Origin of the sequence: Propioniciclava coleopterorum, assembly GCF_011393335.1 — a bacterium.
Lineage (GTDB): Bacteria > Actinomycetota > Actinomycetes > Propionibacteriales > Propionibacteriaceae > Propioniciclava > Propioniciclava coleopterorum.
The window spans coordinates 1,295,862-1,310,951 of sequence record NZ_CP049865.1; the positions used below are offsets into that span (position 1 = coordinate 1,295,862).

The 15,090-nt window shown below is 73.4% G+C and carries 12 protein-coding genes and 1 pseudogene; 1 reads left to right on the forward strand and 12 read right to left on the reverse strand.

Annotation, left to right across the window (positions count from 1 at the left end):
• Nucleotides 1-65: 65 nt before the first annotated feature.
• Entirely contained in the window at nt 66-941 is an 876-nt protein-coding gene (locus tag G7070_RS06275) for a DUF1963 domain-containing protein (protein WP_166232836.1), read from the forward strand.
• A 21-nt stretch (nt 942-962) separates the two neighbouring features.
• Here the strand turns inward: G7070_RS06275 and G7070_RS06280 are convergent, their stop codons facing one another.
• The 12 genes and pseudogenes from G7070_RS06280 to G7070_RS18485 all read right to left on the reverse strand — a co-directional run bounded on the left by G7070_RS06280 (nt 963) and on the right by G7070_RS18485 (nt 15,006).
• Nucleotides 963-1,772 carry an HpcH/HpaI aldolase/citrate lyase family protein gene (locus tag G7070_RS06280; RefSeq protein ID WP_166232838.1) on the reverse strand — a complete coding sequence of 270 codons (810 nt, stop codon included), beginning with the start codon at nt 1,770-1,772 and terminating at the stop codon, nt 963-965.
• A 145-nt stretch (nt 1,773-1,917) separates the two neighbouring features.
• Nucleotides 1,918-3,098: pseudogene (locus G7070_RS19815) on the reverse strand (CaiB/BaiF CoA transferase family protein).
• A 10-nt stretch (nt 3,099-3,108) separates the two neighbouring features.
• Nucleotides 3,109-5,220 (reverse strand): SUMF1/EgtB/PvdO family nonheme iron enzyme, encoded by a 2,112-nt coding sequence (locus tag G7070_RS06290; RefSeq protein WP_166232840.1) that lies wholly within the window; start codon nt 5,218-5,220, stop codon nt 3,109-3,111.
• Between the two features lie 31 nt (nt 5,221-5,251).
• A complete protein-coding gene (locus tag G7070_RS19185) occupies nt 5,252-5,746 on the reverse strand; it encodes a PfkB family carbohydrate kinase (protein WP_250645993.1) in 495 nt (164 codons plus the stop codon).
• Nucleotides 5,662-6,144 (reverse strand): PfkB family carbohydrate kinase, encoded by a 483-nt coding sequence (locus G7070_RS19190; RefSeq protein ID WP_250645994.1) that lies wholly within the window; start codon nt 6,142-6,144, stop codon nt 5,662-5,664. Before G7070_RS19190 ends, G7070_RS19185 begins: the two co-directional genes overlap by 85 nt.
• Entirely contained in the window at nt 6,141-7,490 is a 1,350-nt protein-coding gene (locus tag G7070_RS06300; protein ID WP_166232841.1) for an ADP-ribosylglycohydrolase family protein, read from the reverse strand. Before G7070_RS06300 ends, G7070_RS19190 begins: the two co-directional genes overlap by 4 nt.
• On the reverse strand, nt 7,487-8,548 hold the full coding sequence (locus tag G7070_RS06305; protein ID WP_348981496.1) for an ADP-ribosylglycohydrolase family protein: 1,062 nt from the start codon (nt 8,546-8,548) through the stop codon (nt 7,487-7,489). The genes G7070_RS06300 and G7070_RS06305 overlap by 4 nt, the downstream gene beginning before the upstream one ends.
• 143 nt (nt 8,549-8,691) lie before the next feature.
• Nucleotides 8,692-9,975, reverse strand: coding sequence for an ABC transporter substrate-binding protein (locus tag G7070_RS06310; protein ID WP_166232843.1), 1,284 nt, complete (start codon nt 9,973-9,975; stop codon nt 8,692-8,694).
• Between the two features lie 72 nt (nt 9,976-10,047).
• Entirely contained in the window at nt 10,048-10,887 is an 840-nt protein-coding gene (locus G7070_RS06315; protein ID WP_246227427.1) for a carbohydrate ABC transporter permease, read from the reverse strand.
• Nucleotides 10,884-11,819 carry a carbohydrate ABC transporter permease gene (locus G7070_RS06320; protein ID WP_246227428.1) on the reverse strand — a complete coding sequence of 312 codons (936 nt, stop codon included), beginning with the start codon at nt 11,817-11,819 and terminating at the stop codon, nt 10,884-10,886. The genes G7070_RS06315 and G7070_RS06320 overlap by 4 nt, the downstream gene beginning before the upstream one ends.
• Nucleotides 11,816-12,835: a LacI family DNA-binding transcriptional regulator gene (locus G7070_RS06325; protein WP_166232845.1), complete on the reverse strand. Its 1,020-nt coding sequence runs from the start codon at nt 12,833-12,835 to the stop codon at nt 11,816-11,818. The genes G7070_RS06320 and G7070_RS06325 overlap by 4 nt, the downstream gene beginning before the upstream one ends.
• 356 nt (nt 12,836-13,191) lie before the next feature.
• On the reverse strand, nt 13,192-15,006 hold the full coding sequence (locus G7070_RS18485; RefSeq protein WP_246227430.1) for an aldehyde dehydrogenase family protein: 1,815 nt from the start codon (nt 15,004-15,006) through the stop codon (nt 13,192-13,194).
• Nucleotides 15,007-15,090 lie beyond the last annotated feature (84 nt).

Here is a 15,090-nt window from a genome sequence, read left to right on the forward strand (position 1 = left end):
CGCCGGGACGCGCGGCACCCAGGGCCCCTGTCGCCGCGCGGGAGGCGCCTGCCAGAATCGGCGTCATGGACTTCGATGCCCACGACCTGAGCGCCACCCACTTCGACGAGTTCGTCCATCACCTCGGCTTGGCCGCCCACCTCGCACCGCTGCGCGCGGCGCTGCGGCCCACCACGTACCTGCTCCTGGACGGCCACGGGCCCGCGCCGGTCGGCGCCAGCAAGGTCGGCGGCGACCCCGACCTGCCCGCGGACGTCGAGTGGCCGATCGACAGCGGCGACTGGGCGATGGCCTTCGCGTTCCAGATCGACCTGGCGCAGGTGCCCGAGGCCGCGCGCGACGCGCTGCCGGCGTCCGGGCTGCTGTCTTTCTTCGTCGGGGTCGACGAGCCGGCCACGGGCGTCGAGCACACCGTCCTGCTGATCCCGGCGGGCGTGCCGCTCGCGCCGCGGCGGCCGCCCGAGGGCGTCGCGATGGCGGCCTTCATGGAGGAGGTCGACCCGGGGCCACTGCGCCTGGAGACGGTCCTGGACCTGCCGCGGTGGGCCACCAACGAGCACACCGCCCTGACCGAGGAATCGATGGACGCCGCGGAACAGGAGGCCTACGAGGCCCTGCAGGAGGCGCTGCGCCCGCCCCGGCAGGATCCGGGCAACGTCGTCGGGCGGCTGCTGGGCCACGCGGCCGGGATCGGCATCGACCCGCGCGAGGACGCCGTCGTCGTCCAGGAGGTCGACCCGAATCTGCTCTACAACTACGACGAGCGCCACAAGATCGACATGGCGCGGGCCGAGAAGTGGCGTCACCTGCTGACCATCTACAGCTGCGGGGCGCTCAACCTGTGGATCTGGGACGCGGGCTACCTCCAGGTGCTGATCCACGAGGACGCCCTGGCCGCCCTCGACTTCGAGAACGACTACGCCTCCGTCGAGTCCAGCTGACCCCTGGCCCCACGCGGACGACTAGCGCTCGGCGAGGTCCAGGGTGCGCTCGGCCGCGCGGATCATCGCCACGTCGATGAAGGTCCCGTCGGGCAGCACGTAGGTGCCGCCGCCCGCCGCGTCCGCCGCGGCGAAGCCCTCGACGATGCGCCGGGCGCGCTCGACCTCCTCGGGGGCGGGCCGGAACGCCGCCGCGATGATCGGCAGTTGACGCGGGTGGATGGCGGCCCGCCCCAGGAAGCCGGCGGCGCGACCCGCCCGGCAGGACGCCTCGAGCCCCTCGGCGTCCGCCACCTGCGCGTAGACCGACATCGCCGGGGGCTGCAGCCCGGCGGCCGCCGCAGCGTTCACGACGCGGGCGCGCTGCCAGCCCAGGTCGTCGGCGGACGCGACCCCCAGCGCGGAACGCAGGTCGGCCTCACCGAGCCCCAGCGACGCGACGCCAGCGCCGGCGATCTCGAAGGCGCGCTCGATCGCCAACGGCGTCTCGAGCAGCGCGTGCACGGCCCGGCCGCAGGCGTGCCGCACCCGCTCGACCTCCTGCGGCGTCTCCACCTTCGGGACGCGCACCTCGACGGACTCGCCCAGGCCCGCGACGACGGCGAGGTCGGCGTCCGCCCACGGCGTCCCGGCAGCGTTGACGCGCACCTGCACCGGACGGCCGGCGACGTCGGCCAGCAGCTCGGCCAGGCCGGCGCGCGCGGCGTCCTTGCGTGCGGGGGCGACGGCGTCCTCCAGGTCGATGATGACCACGTCGGCGTCCCCGGCCAGCGCCTTGCGGGCCAGGTCGGGCCGGTCGCCGGGCGCGTACAGCAGCGTGAGCGGGATCATGCGCCCGATCCTGCCCCGCGGCGCCCGGCGGCGTCGAGGCCCGCGCCCGGGTCGGAGCCCGCGCCGGAACCGTGGATCGCGCGGGAACCAGGCCGCCCGCCCGGCAGGCCGAGCCGGTGGCGTGCGGCCGGGCGGCTGGGGGCGGTCACGCGACCGCCCCGCCGGCGCGCAGGGCGGCGATCCGCTCCGGCGAGTGGCCGAGCTCGGCCAGGACGGCGTCGGTGTCGGCGCCCGGGGCTCGTCCGGTGAAGCCGATCTCGGCCCCGCCCTCGGTGGAGCGGAACAGCCCGCCGTTCATCAGCAGCGGGCCCAGATCCGGATCCTCGACCCGGCGGATCGCGCCGATCGCCTCGAACTGCTCCTCGGCGACGATGTCCTGCGCGGTGTAGATGGGCGCGATCGCGGCCTGCGCGGCGGTGAACGCCTCGATCACCTCGTCGCGGGGGCGGGCGGCGATCCAGGCGCCGACCATGGCGTCCAGCTCGTCGGCGTGCTCGGCTCGGGTCGCCCCGGTGCCGAACCACGGCTGCGTGGTCACCTCGGGGTGGCCCACCAGCGTCATCACCCGCTCGGCGATGGACTGCGACGACGTCGAGACCGCGACCCACGAGCCGTCGGCGGTGGCGTAGATGTTGCGCGGGCATTGTTGACCGACCGGTTGCCGGTGCGGGCCTGCACGGTGCCGAGCTGGTCGTAGCGCGAGACCTGCGGGCCGAGGATCGCCATCAGCGGCTCGACGATGGCCAGGTCGATCACCTGGCCGCGCCCCGTCCGCTCCCGGTGGAACAGCGCGGTCGCGATCGCGAAGGCGGCGGCCAGCGACGTGACACCGTCGGCCAGCCCGAACGCGGGCAGGGTCGGCGCGCCGTCCGGCTCCCCGGTCAGCGACGCGAACCCGCTCATCGCCTCGGCCAGCGTGCCGAACCCGGCGCGCCGCCGCATCGGCCCCACCTGGCCGAACCCGGTGATCCGGGCCAGGATCAGCCCCGGATTACCCTGCGACAACGCCTCATAACCCAGCCCCCATCGCTCCAGGGTGTCGGGGCGGAAGTTCTCGATCACCACGTCGGCCGTGCCGGCCAACTCCCGGAACACCTCCTGGCCCTCGGCGGTCCCCAGGTCGATGCCGACGGTGCGCTTGTTGCGCCCCAGCGTCTTCCACCACAGGTTGTGGCCGTCCTTGCTGGGGCCGTGGCCGCGCGAGCCGTCCGGACGCCGCGGGTTCTCCACCTTGATCACGTCGGCACCCAGGTCGCCCAGGTGCATCGCGGCGAGCGGCCCCGCGAACAGCGTGCTGGCGTCGACGACGCGCAGGCCCGTCAGCATCCCCGCCACGTCAGCCCCTCCCCTCGGGCGCGACCTCCGCGCCGGCCGTCGGGGCGGCGTCCTGCCCGGGGCCCGCGGCGTCGAACGCCACCCGGAACCCGGTCCACGCGTTGCGGTCCAGGTCGAAGCCCTTCCTCAGGTACTTCAGCGTGTGGTCGGGGCCGCGGCGGCCCGGCTCGACGTACCACTCCGACCCCTCGATGGCGTGGTCGGAGCCGCCCTTCAGGATCGCGAACCGGCTGCGGCCGTCGCTGTGCTCGCTGTCGGTCCAGTTCCACACGGCGACGTCGCCGACCCAGTCATCGGACGCCTCGCCCGCCAGTTGCCACTCGAACTCGGTCGGCAGCCGGCCGCCCACCCAGGACGCGTACGCCCGGGCGTCATCCAGGCTCACCCAGGTGGCCGGTTCGTCGGGACCCCGCTGCCCGCCCGGCCCGGACGCCGAGGCGGGCGGCGTCCAGTCGTGCCCGGTGGCGGCGACGAACGCCGCGAACTCGGCGACGGTGACCTCGCGCTCGGCCACGAAGCAGCCGGGCGTCTCCAGCACGTGCTCGCGGGTGCGCAGGTCGTGCAGCCGCGGGTGCAACGGCTTCCACTCGTCCACGAACGGCGCCTCGCCGTACAGCCCCGTCTCGCGGCAGCGGTAGCGCTGGGTGAGGAAGTGGCGTCCGGCCGGCACGGCGACGAAGCCGGACGCCGGCGCGGCGCCCGTCGCGGGCTCCCCCGCGAGCCTGACGGCCTCCCGGTAGGGGAAGCGGGCCGAGCGACCCACGGGCACGGACGCCGACGCGGCGGCGACGAGCTCCGCGCCCGGGCCGGCCACCACCCCGGAGATCGAGCGGGCCGGCACCAGCACCCCGCCGGCGACGGCCGCGCCCGAGGTGAGGCTCAGCAGCAGCGGCTCGCCCTCGGTGGGGGCGGGGTCATCGGTCGACCCAAGGCTGTCGACGGCGGCGCCCGCCCCCTCGTGGCCCGCCCCGGCGAGCCAGGGGGCCAGGTCGGCGGCGCTGAGCGTCACGTCGATCTCCGAGCGGTTCACCAGGGCCAACAGCGTCCGGGAGCCGTCGGTCCACGACGCGGCGTACGCCCCGGCCGCGTGGGCGGCGTCCGACAGCCGCACCAGGGGCGTGTAGACGCCGTCCACGAGCAGGTCGGACCAGGCGCGCTGCACCGGCCGCATCCGCCGCAGCGTGTCGGCGTCGCGGTCGTTCCAGCCGACCCACGCCGAGAACACCACCTCCCAGGCCATCACGCCGACGCCGTTGAGCCACGCCGACTGGAGTTCCTCGTGGTGGTCGCGGTTCCAGCGGCGGATGTGGTGCTGCATGTGCCGGGGCTCGTAGAAGTGCGTCTTGAGCACGCCGGGGACCGGCGAGTCGGCGTACCACTGCGCCCACGACATCGCGTGGGTGCCCAGGTCGTCCAGGGCGAGCTTGGACTCGGTCTCCAGCGCCAGCGCCGGGTTCGCGGCGAACAGCGGGGCGATGAGGGCGGCGTCCGCCTGCTTGAGGGTGTCGAGGAACACCCCGTCGAAGCCGAAGTCGGCGATGATCGCGGCCAACTCCTCGGCGTCGGTGCCGCCGCGCCGGGTGCCGGTGTCCCACGGGTTGAAGTCGCAGAACACCCGGACGCCCGCCGCGTGGAGCGTGTCGACCAGGGCCCGCAGCCCGGGGACCTCGCGGTAGTGGTCCCACTGGTTGCGCCCGTCGATCCCGATCACCGGGTAGGCGTGCCACAGCACGACGCCGTCGAAGCCACCGAACCGGGCGTCCGCGTCGGCGAGCAGCCTGTCCGGGGTGAAGACGCCGGCCTCGAAGTCGTAGAGGAGTTCGTCCCACAGCCAGACCTGCGCGATGACGTGGCAGCCGGCCGTCCACTCCCCCGGCCCGGCGTACCGGGCGGCGTGGTCGGGGTGGCGTCCGCGCGCCCCCGCGCGCCAGCGCTCCAGGGTGGCGCGCCAGGCGTCCCACTGCGCCGGATCGTCCGGCGCGATGAAGATCTTGGCCTGGTCGAGGCCGGTCAGGTCGGCGTCCGGGGCGAGCGGGACGGCGGTCGGCGCGTCGATCGGGCGGGGGACGAGTGGGTTCAGCGGGCCGGCGGCCGGCTGCGGTGTGACGGTCATGACTCCTTCTTCGTGGACGGTCGGGGGGCTGTCAGGGCAGGGCGGCCCGCACCTCGTCGCGGGTGGGGATCGAGTCCTGGGCGCCCGGACGCGTGACGGTGAGGGCGGACGCCGCGGCCGCCTCGGTGGCGGCCTCCTCGTAGCCCGCGCCGCGCGCGAGCGCCGCCGCCAGGACGCCGCAGTAGGTGTCGCCGGCGGCCGTGGTGTCGACGGCGTCGACGCAGACCGCGGGGATCTCGAGCGGTTCCTCGCCGCGGGTCACGATCCGCGAGCCGGACGCCCCCAGCGTCAGCACGACCGTCTCCACCTCCCCGCCGAGCCGCTCCAGCGCCTCGTCCAGGTCGTCGGTGCCGGCCACGTCGCGGGCCTCGTGCTCGTTGACGATCAGCACGTCGACAGCGGCCAGGAGCTGGTCGGGCAGCGGACGCGACGGCGCCGCGTTCAGCAGGAACGGGACACCGTGGTCGCGGGCCAGGTGCGCGGCGGCCGTGACGGTCTCCAGCGGCGTCTCAAGCTGGGCCAGCACGACCGCCGCCCGCGGATGAGCGCCTCCTGCGTGGGCGACAGGGCGGTGAACGCGCCGTTGGCGCCCGGGATGACCACGATGGCGTTCTCGCCGTGGGCGTCCACGCTGATCAGCGCCTGCCCCGAGGGCCCCTCGAGCCGGGCGAGCCCGGCGACGTCGACGCCCGAGGCGGCCAGGCGGTCGGCCAACCAGCCCCCGTCGGCGTCGGTGCCCACGGCCCCGACGAACGCCACCTCGGCGCCGCCGGCGCGGGCCGCGGCGACGGCCTGGTTGCCGCCCTTGCCGCCCGGGGACCGGGCGAAGCCCGCGGCCAGCACGGTCTCCCCGGGCTCGGGGATCCGCGCGACGCGCGCCGACAGGTCGGCGTTGACGCTCCCCACCACGACGACGGCGCTCATGCGAACCTCCGCGCCAGCGTCTGGGTGCGGGCGGCCAACTCGGTGAAGCTGACGCCGTCGAAGCCGGGCAGGCTGGTGGCGTAGCGATCGCGGAGCGGCTCGACCCAGGCCCGGGGCAGCGCCGCGGCGCCGGCGAGGCCGCCGGCGATCGACCCGACGGTGGCGCCGGCCGAGTCGGTGTCCCAGCCCGCCATCACGGCGTTCGCGATCGCCGCGCCGAAGTCGGGCCGGCCGTCGGGGCCGACGGCCGACGCCAGCGCCCAGCCGATGGTGGCGGCGTTGTTGAGCACGTGCACCCAGTGATGGCGGCCGTACACGTCGTGCAGCGCGTCGAGCGCGTCGTCGCGGTCGGGCACGGCGCCGAGCTCGACGCCGAACTCGATCGCGCGCAGCAGCGCCGAGTCCGCGGGCACGCACGACGCCCCCGCGGCCAGCACGGTCTCCAGGTCGTCGGCGACGACGGCGGCGGCGCAGGCGCCCGCCACCCACATCTCGCCGTAGATGCCCTCGCGGACGTGCGACAGCCGCGCGTCGGTGAACGCGAGCATCGCGGCGTCCTGCGGCCGGCCGGGGTGCGTCCAGCCGAACACGTCGCCGCGGATGAGCGCGCCGATCCACTCGCGGAACGGGTTGTCGGTGCTGCCCGCCCTCGCGGGCTCGATGCCCTGCAGCAGGTTGCGGTAGGCGACCCGCTCGGCGGTGAACACCCGGCCGGCCGGCAGGTTCGCCAGCCAGGCCGTGGCGACGTCGTCGACGGTGAAGTCCTGCCCCAGCGTCTCGAGCAGGGCGAGGTTGAGCAGCGGGTAGTTGAGGTCGTCGTCCTCGGGCATGCCCGCGATGTTCTCCCGCAGCGACGTGGGCCGCGACCGGCGGTTCCACGGGTGGCGCCGCGCGATCGCGGGGTCGAGCCCGACCTCGGTGAAGTACCGGGTCAGCGGCCACTCGCCCAGATCCTCCAGGATGGCCCGGATCCCTTCCCGCGGGATCTTCTCCACCGGCTTGCCGAGCAGGCAGCCGGCCGCGCGTCCGAGCCAGGCGCCCAGGATCCGGTCGTCGGACGCCGACGTGGGCAGCGGCGGCGGCTCGGCGGCGCGCTCGAAGATCTCCTCGGGGTCGGACTCCACCCGCACGACGCCGCGGGCCTCGACCTCCACCAGCAGGCGGCGGGCGAGCGCCCGGTTCGCGGCGGACGCCGGGGTCGGGGCCGCGCCGCTCACCGGGGCGTCCAGCGTCCCCCCGGCGGCCAGCCACTCCTCGCGCAGATCGTCGACGTCGGTGCCCTCGTCCATGGCCTGCACGAACGCGTGCAGCAGCAGGTCCTCGGGCTGCACCCAGGTGAGCCTCACAGCGTCGCCCCCTGCAGGGACGCCGCCCGGGCGCGGGCGATCTCCAGGGTGCGGGCGGCGCGCTCGGCGTCCGCGGCGGCCAGCGTCGCGGCGACCGCGGCGAGCCGGCGTCCGGCCGCCTCGAGGTCGATCCGGGACGCGGCGGCGACCTCGTCGGCCCAGTCGTCCGGGATGACGGCGGTGCCGCCGAGCCCGGCGCAGATCGCCCCCGCCATGGTGGCGATCGAGTCGCAGTCGCGGCCGTAGTTGACCGCGCCCAGCACGGCGGCGCGGTAGTCGCCGTCGTGGGCCAGCACGTAACCCAGGGCGATCGGCAGTTCCTCGATCGCCTTGGTGCGGGACGGCTTGCGCGCGTCCATGTTGGGCTCGCGGTAGGTCTCGCCGACCGTGTCGTAGGGCAGGATCGCCGCGCGCAGGATCGGCTGCAGGTCGACCGCACGATCCCACGACGCCACCGCGTCCCGGACGGCCGCGAGCGCGGCCCGCGTCCCGTCGTGCGCCACCGAGAGGGCGGCCTCGAACACCGACGCCGCGGTGGCGCCGGGTGCCAGCGCCGCGGCCACGGCGGCGGCGTACACCCCGGCGGCCTCGCGTCCGTAGCTGGACTGGTGCGCCCCGGCGATGTCCATCGCCTCGGCGTAGGCGGCGTCCGGGTCGCCGGCGTTCACCGCGCCGACGGGCGCCATGTACATGGCGGCCCCGCAGTTCACCACGTTGCCGACGCCCGCCTCGCGCGGGTCGGCGTGGCTGTAGTGGCAGCGGAGCACGATCCACTTCTCCGCCAGGAACACCCGGTTGAGGATGACGGTCGTCTTCTCCAGTTCGGGGATCCAGCGAGGCTCGGACATCATGATCGGCACGAGCGTCGACGCGACGTCGAAAGCGGTCAGGTGGCCGCCGACCCGCTCGTAGGTGTCGATCATGGCGTGGGTCATGAGGGTGTCGTCGGTCACTCTGCCGTCGCCCTTGTGGTACGGCGACATCGGCCGGGCGTTCTCCCAGTCGTCGAACCAGGGGCCGACGATGCCGGTGACCGGCCCGCCGTGACGCTCCCGGATCTGCTCGGGCTGTACCCCTCGACGGCCCCGCCGAGGGCATCCCCCACGGCGGCTCCGACGATCACCGCCACCAGGCGGTCCTCCGCTTCACGCATGTAGTCCGAACCTCGCTGAATCGTTGGTGGTGCTGAATGGGCGTCCGACTAGCGCTTCCAGCCCGACTCGAGCGCCGACTTCAGGCCGGCGTCATCGATCTCGCCCGTCAGGTACTTCTGGAACGACGGCGTCGCGACGGTGTCCTTCCACTGGGCGTAGCTGTTGGCCTTGAGGTACGGCGCCGACGTCAGCGACTCGCCCGACTTCAGGGTCATGTCCCAGCCATCCTTGCCGCCGGTGTCCTTGAGGATCTTCTCCCGCGCCGTCTTGGACGCGGGGATCAGCGCGTCGGCGGTGTTGAGCTTGGCCATGTTGTCGGGCTCGGTGAAGAACGCGACGAACTTGGCCGCCTCGGCGCCGTGCTTGGAGTCGATGTTGACCGACAGGGTCTGCGGGTTGGCGGCCTGGCCGGTGCCCTTGGTGCCCTGCAGCGGGGGCAGTTCGACCCACTCGAAGCCGTCGGGCGCGTCCTTGGCGATGTTGGCGGCCTGGTAGGAACCCTGCACCGTCATGGCGTACTTGCCGGCGTAGAAGCCCTTGAGCACGTCGCCGCCGCTCTGGGTCAGCGAGGTCTTGTCCAGGGTCCCGGCGTCCGCGAGACCCTTGATGGCCTTCGGCAGCGCGATCTCGGGCTCGCCCACGCTGATGTCGACCTTGTCGCCCTCGCCGCTGAAGAACGTGGCCCCGTTGATCGGGCCGAGCGCCATCATGGTCGCGGTCGGGGACTTCAGGCCCCAGCCGAGCCCCTTGGCGTCGCCCTTGGTGGCCTGCTGGGCGATCTGGGTGAACTGCTCCCACGTCATCGAGTCGCCCGTGGGGATCGTCACGCCGGCGTCCGTGAGCATCTTCTTGTTCGCGAACACGACGTAGGTCTGCATCTCGGTGGGGACGCCGATGATCTGGCCGTCGTAGGTGACCGAGTCCCACACGCCGTCGCTGATCTCGGCCTTCGCGTCGGGGGAGATGTCCTTGCTCAGGTCGCGCAGGTAGCCGTCCGCCGCGAAGGGCAGGATCGAGGCGGCCTCGTAGTGGATGACGTCGGGGGCGCTCTTGCCGCTGAACTGCGTGGTGAGCTTGTCGTAGACGCCGTCCCAGCCGGCCTGGATCGTCTCGACCTTGATGTTCGGGTTGGCGGTGTTCCAGGCCTCCACGATCTCCTTGGTCGCCGCGATGGCGCCGGGCTGATCGGACAGCGACTGGAAGGTGATGGACACAGGGCCGGACGCCGTCGTGTCGCCTCCCGGGTTCTGGGCCGGGGCGCCGCCGCACGCGGCGAGCCCCAGTCCCACGGTCGCGGCCAGCAGGGCCGCTGCGAGCTTGGTGGTCTTCATCGACTTACTCCTTGTTGGTTGATTCGGGACTGGGGAACAGGGGGCCGGTGGGCCGGGGAACAAGGGCCGGGGTCAGCCCTTGACGGAGCCGGCGAGCATGCCGGAGACGAGCTTGCGCTGCATGATCGAGAAGAAGACGATGCTCGGGATCGTCGCCAGCACCGCGCCGGCGGCCAGCGGGCCGAGCGCCACCTTGCCCTCGCCGCCGATGAACATCTTCAGCGCGATCGGGAGGGTGTAGTTCTCCGGCGTCTGCATGAGCACCAGCGCGAAGAAGAACTCGTTCCAGGCGGACACGAACGCGAACATCGCGGTGGCGGCGATGCCCGGGAGCAGCAGCGGGAAGATCACCTTGGTGAGCGTCCTGAGGCGGGAGGCGCCGTCGACGGCGGCGGCCTCCTCCAACTCGATCGGGATGCCCGCCGCGAAGCCCTGCAGCATCCACAGCGCGAACGGCATCGTGTAGGTCGTGTAGACGAGGATCAGGCCGGGCAGCGTGTTGACCAGGCCGGCATCCCGCAGGATCAGGAACAGCGGGATGATGATGAGGATGACCGGGAACACCTGGGAGACCAGGATCCAGCCGGTGCCCGCCGTCCGCAGCCAGCCGCGGAACCGGGCGAACGCGTAGGCCGCCGGCAGGGACAGGGCGATCACGAGCACCATCGAGCAGACCGCGACGATCAGCGAGTTCCACGCGGAGCCGACGAGGCCCTGCTGGTTCCACGCGATCACGTAGTTGTCGGGGTGGAACTCCTTGGGCAACAGCGAGATGTCCAGGCTCATCAGCTCGCGGCTGGACTTGAACGACGCCGACACCAGCCACAGCAGCGGGAACGCGAGGAAGACGACGTAGACCGCGAGCAGGGCGTACTGGCCGACGCGGGCGAGCGGCGAGATGTGGGTGTTCACTTCGCCTCCTTCTCTCGGAACTGGCTCCACAGGTAGATCGCCAGCAGGGCGACGACGATGAGGACGAGGACGCAGCCCATCGCCGAGGCGTAGCCGAGGTTGCGGCTCTTGAACGCCTCCAGGTACGTGAACAGCATCGGCAGCATGGTTTTGCCGCCCGGGCCGCCCTCGGTCATGACGTAGACCAGGCCGAACGAGTTGAAGTTCCAGATGAAGTTCAGCGACGTGATCGACGCCATCACCGGGCGGATCGCGGGCAGCGACACGTTGAAGAAGCGGCGGACCGCACCGGCCCCGTCCATCGCGGCGGCCTCGATCTGTTCGGTCGGGATCTGCTGCAGCGCCGCCAGCAGCGTGATCGTGGTCTGCGGCATCCCGACCCACACGCCGACCACGATGACGGCGGGCAGGGCGGTGGAGAACTCCCCGAGCCAGTTGGTGGTGACGTCGGGCCCGAAGACGGACAGCACGGCGTTGAGGGGGCCGTTCGTGGCGTAGATGAGCTGCCACATGATGGCCACGACGACCGGGGGCATCGCCCACGGGATCAGCGCGAGCACCCGCGCCAGCCCCTGGAACCGCAGGTTGGCGTTCAGCAGCAGGGCCAACACCAGCCCGGCGACCAACTGGAGCACCGTCACCGAGACGGCCCACACCATGCCGATGCGGAACGACTCCCAGAACATCGTGTCGCCGAGCAGGTCGACGAAGTTCTGCAGGCCGACGAAGTCGGGGGTGTCGTTGCGCCGCAGCGACGCGTCGGTGAACGCCAGTCCGATGCCGCTGAGCAGCGGCGCGACGCTGAAGATCAGGATCGGGATGAGGGCCGGGACCACCAGCGCGGCCGCCTCGACGCGCTTGGCGCGACTCTGGACGCTGCGACGCTTGGGCACCACCGGCTTGTCGACGAGGGCCAACGACTCCGTCGTCACTGTGGCCACCCCCTTCGGGTCGGGCTCGACTCTCGGAGCACGAGCGTGGGATCGACGGTGACGCGCTGGTGCGCGCGTCCGGGACGGGCGATGCGGGCCAGCAGCAGCTCGATCGCCTGGGTGGCGCGCTCCCCCGCCGCCAGCGAGACGCTGGTCAGCGGCGGCTGCACGAGGTTGGCGTACACGGTGTCGTCCATCCCGACGACGCCCAGGTCGGGGCCGACCTCGACGCCCGCCTTCGCGGCGGCGCGCATCACACCGACCGCGAGGAGGTCGTTGGTGGCGAGCACCGCGCTCGGCCGCGACGCCGCGTCGGCCATGCAGTCACCCAGCGCGACGAGCGCGGCCTCGGTGGTGAAGTCGGTCGCCGTGATGACCCGGGGCACGAAGCCGTACGCCGCGGCGGCGTCCAGGTAGGCCGCGAGGCGGTAGCGGCCGGGCGTGGTGTCGTCGGGCCCGTTGACCAGGGTCACGGCGTCGTGGCCGGCGGCGACGAGGTGGTCGATCGCGGCACGCACGCCGGCGGCGGAGTCCACGCTGACGGCGTCCAGGGGGACCTCCGGCGCGATGCGTCCGATCACGACGACCGGGACCGACAGGGTCAGCAGGGCCTCGACGAGCCCCTCGGTGACGCGGAGCGGGGTGATGATGAGGCCGTCGGCGAAGCCGCGGTCCATGCTGCGGACCAGTTCGGCGATCTCGTCGGCGTCGCTGCCCACCGAGGTCAGGGAGAGCCGGAAGCCCTCGCGCCGCGTCACGGCCTCCATGGCCTTGACCATCGCGACGTAGATCGGGTTGGCGATGTCGGGCACGGCGCAGGCGATGGCGGGGGTGTGGCCGAGCTTGAGCAGCCGCGCGGTGGCGTCGGGGACGTAGCCCAGTTCGTTGACGGCCGCGCGCACCTTCTCGACGGTGCCGCGGCTGGCCGAGCCGCCGTTGAGCGCCCGGGAGACCGAGGCCACCGACACGCCCGCCAGGCGCGCGACCTGCGCCAGCGTGGGTCGTGAGGTGCTCATCGTGCCGCCTTCGTCCTGGTCGTCATCGTCCGGATGGAAACGTTTACAACACTCCAGCACTTCTCCCCGCGGGGAGGCAAGCCCGGGGGACTGGAACTATTTCCACCACGCTCGGAGGCGAGCGTGCGGCCGACGGGAGTTCGCCGCGAGGAACCGCCCCGGAATTGGCCGCACGCACGTCACGGCGCTGCCGTCGTGGAGCCCGGAGGTGCCATCGTTGAGGGGCGCGGCTGGTCAGTGCCGGCCTTTGGCGCCCCGAAAAATCACGAATCGCGCAGTCACGCCCCCGCGGGTCGGCGTTTCCCCTAGTGGGTCACCGCCTCAACAGGACCGAGTGCGCGATTCTTGATTTCCGTTCAGCCGAAGTCGACCCCCTGGGCGAGTTCGACGCCGCCGGAGTAGTTGATCGCGTTGGTGGAGCGGCGCATGTAGGCGCGCCAGGCATCCGAGCCGGACTCGCGGCCGCCGCCGGTCTCCTTCTCGCCGCCGAACGCGCCACCGATCTCGGCGCCCGACGTGCCGGCGTTCACGTTGGCGATGCCGGTGTCCGCCAAGGCCAGGTAGCGCTCGGCCTCGATCATGTCGGCGGTGAAGATGCCGCCCGAGAGCCCCTGGGGCACCGCGTTGTGCAGGGCGATCGCCTCATCCAGGTCGCGGTAGCGCACCGCGTACAGCACCGGCGCGAAGGTCTCCTTGAGCATCACCCCGGCCTGCGTCGGCATCTCCAGCAGGGCGGGACGCACCCAGTAACCCTCGGGTTCGGCTACGGGCCGCTCCGCGCGCACGCCGAGGTCGCGGCCCTCCCCCGCGGCGCCGTGCGCGGCCGCGCCCAGGCGCGCAGCCGGCGCGGGAACCGCCGCGGCCGGAACCGCCTCCGGCGTAGGCACCGCCTCCGTCGTCGGGGCCACCTCAGCCGGCGCGTGCACATCCTCCCCGGCGACCCACTCCGCACCCTCGGCCCGAGCGGGCGCCGCTTCCCCGCCGCCCCGAGCCGCACCCTCAGCGGGCGCAGGGGTTGGGGCGAGCGGGCTGCCCTCCCCATCGTCGTCTTCGCGCCCGGGACGCACGCGGTCACCGCCGGCGACCAGCCGGCCGCCCTGAGCCTGCGCGGCGGCGATCGCGTCCGCCATCGCCTCCCAGGCGCCCTGCCCGATGAGCGGGCCGACCAGGGTCCCTTCGGCGAACGGGTCGCCGATCGGGAGGCGCTCGAACGCGGCGCCGACGCGGGCGATCACCTCGTCCGCGACGTCGTCGTGCACCAGCAGCCGCCGGGTGCTCGTGCAGCGCTGGCCGGCCGTGCCGGCGGCGCCGAACACCACCGAGGCGACCGCCTGGTCGAGGTTCGCGGTCGCGGTGACGACCACGGCGTTGTTGCCGCCGAGTTCCAGCAGCGAGCGTCCGAAGCGCGCGGCCACCCGGGGGCCCACCTCGCGTCCCATCCGGGTCGAGCCCGTCGCCGAGACCAGCGCGACACGCGGGTCGTCGACCAGCGCCTGCCCGGTGTCGCGGGCGCCCAGCACCAGCCGGTGGACGCCGTCCGGAGCGCCCACCTCGCGGGCGGCGCGCCGCAGCAGCGCGGCGCAGCCGAGCGCGCAGAGGCTGGTCAGCTCCGAGGGCTTCCAGACCACCGTGTCGCCGCACGCCAGCGCGATCGCGGTGTTCCACGACCACACCGCGACCGGGAAGTTGAACGCCGAGATCACCCCGACGACGCCCAGCGGCTGCCAGGTCTCCTGGAGCCGGTGCCCCGCGCGCTCCGACGGCATGGTGCGGCCGTAGAGCTGGCGCGACAGCCCGACCGCGAAGTCGCAGATGTCGCTCATCTCCTGCACCTCGCCGAGCGCCTCGGTGCGGATCTTGCCGGCCTCGATGGTGACGAGGGTCGCCAGGTCGTCGCGGTGCTCGGCGATCAGGTCGCCGAGCCGGCGCACCAGCCGGCCGCGGACCGGCGCCGGGGTGTCCCGCCACATCGCGAACGCCTCGGCCGCCTCCCCCACCGCGGCACGGACGCCGTCGGCGTCGGCCCCGGGCACCTCGAACAGCGTGCCGCCGGTCAGCGGGGTGCGGGCCGCGACGCGGGGCCCGGTGCCGGGCTCCAGCTCGGACGCCTCCACCCCGAGCGCCAGCAACGCGGCGCGTGCCTGGTCGGCGTACTCGGCGGTCGACTTCATGGTTCCTCCTGGTCAGCGTGCTGCGTTCGGTTCAGGTCCTGCGTCTGGTCGGCCAGCGGTGGCGATCGGTTCGGTCCTGGTGAT

Bases quoted from the DNA above. Each gene is read 5' to 3' on its own strand.
- G7070_RS06275 (WP_166232836.1), top strand. From the start codon at position 66: ATGGACTTCGATGCCCACGACCTGAGCGCCACCCACTTCGACGAGTTC.
- G7070_RS06280 (WP_166232838.1), bottom strand. From the start codon at position 1,772: ATGATCCCGCTCACGCTGCTGTACGCGCCCGGCGACCGGCCCGACCTG.
- G7070_RS06290 (WP_166232840.1), bottom strand. From the start codon at position 5,220: ATGACCGTCACACCGCAGCCGGCCGCCGGCCCGCTGAACCCACTCGTC.
- G7070_RS19190 (WP_250645994.1), bottom strand. From the start codon at position 6,144: ATGAGCGCCGTCGTCGTGGTGGGGAGCGTCAACGCCGACCTGTCGGCG.
- G7070_RS06310 (WP_166232843.1), bottom strand. From the start codon at position 9,975: ATGAAGACCACCAAGCTCGCAGCGGCCCTGCTGGCCGCGACCGTGGGA.
- G7070_RS06325 (WP_166232845.1), bottom strand. From the start codon at position 12,835: ATGAGCACCTCACGACCCACGCTGGCGCAGGTCGCGCGCCTGGCGGGC.
- G7070_RS18485 (WP_246227430.1), bottom strand. From the start codon at position 15,006: ATGAAGTCGACCGCCGAGTACGCCGACCAGGCACGCGCCGCGTTGCTG.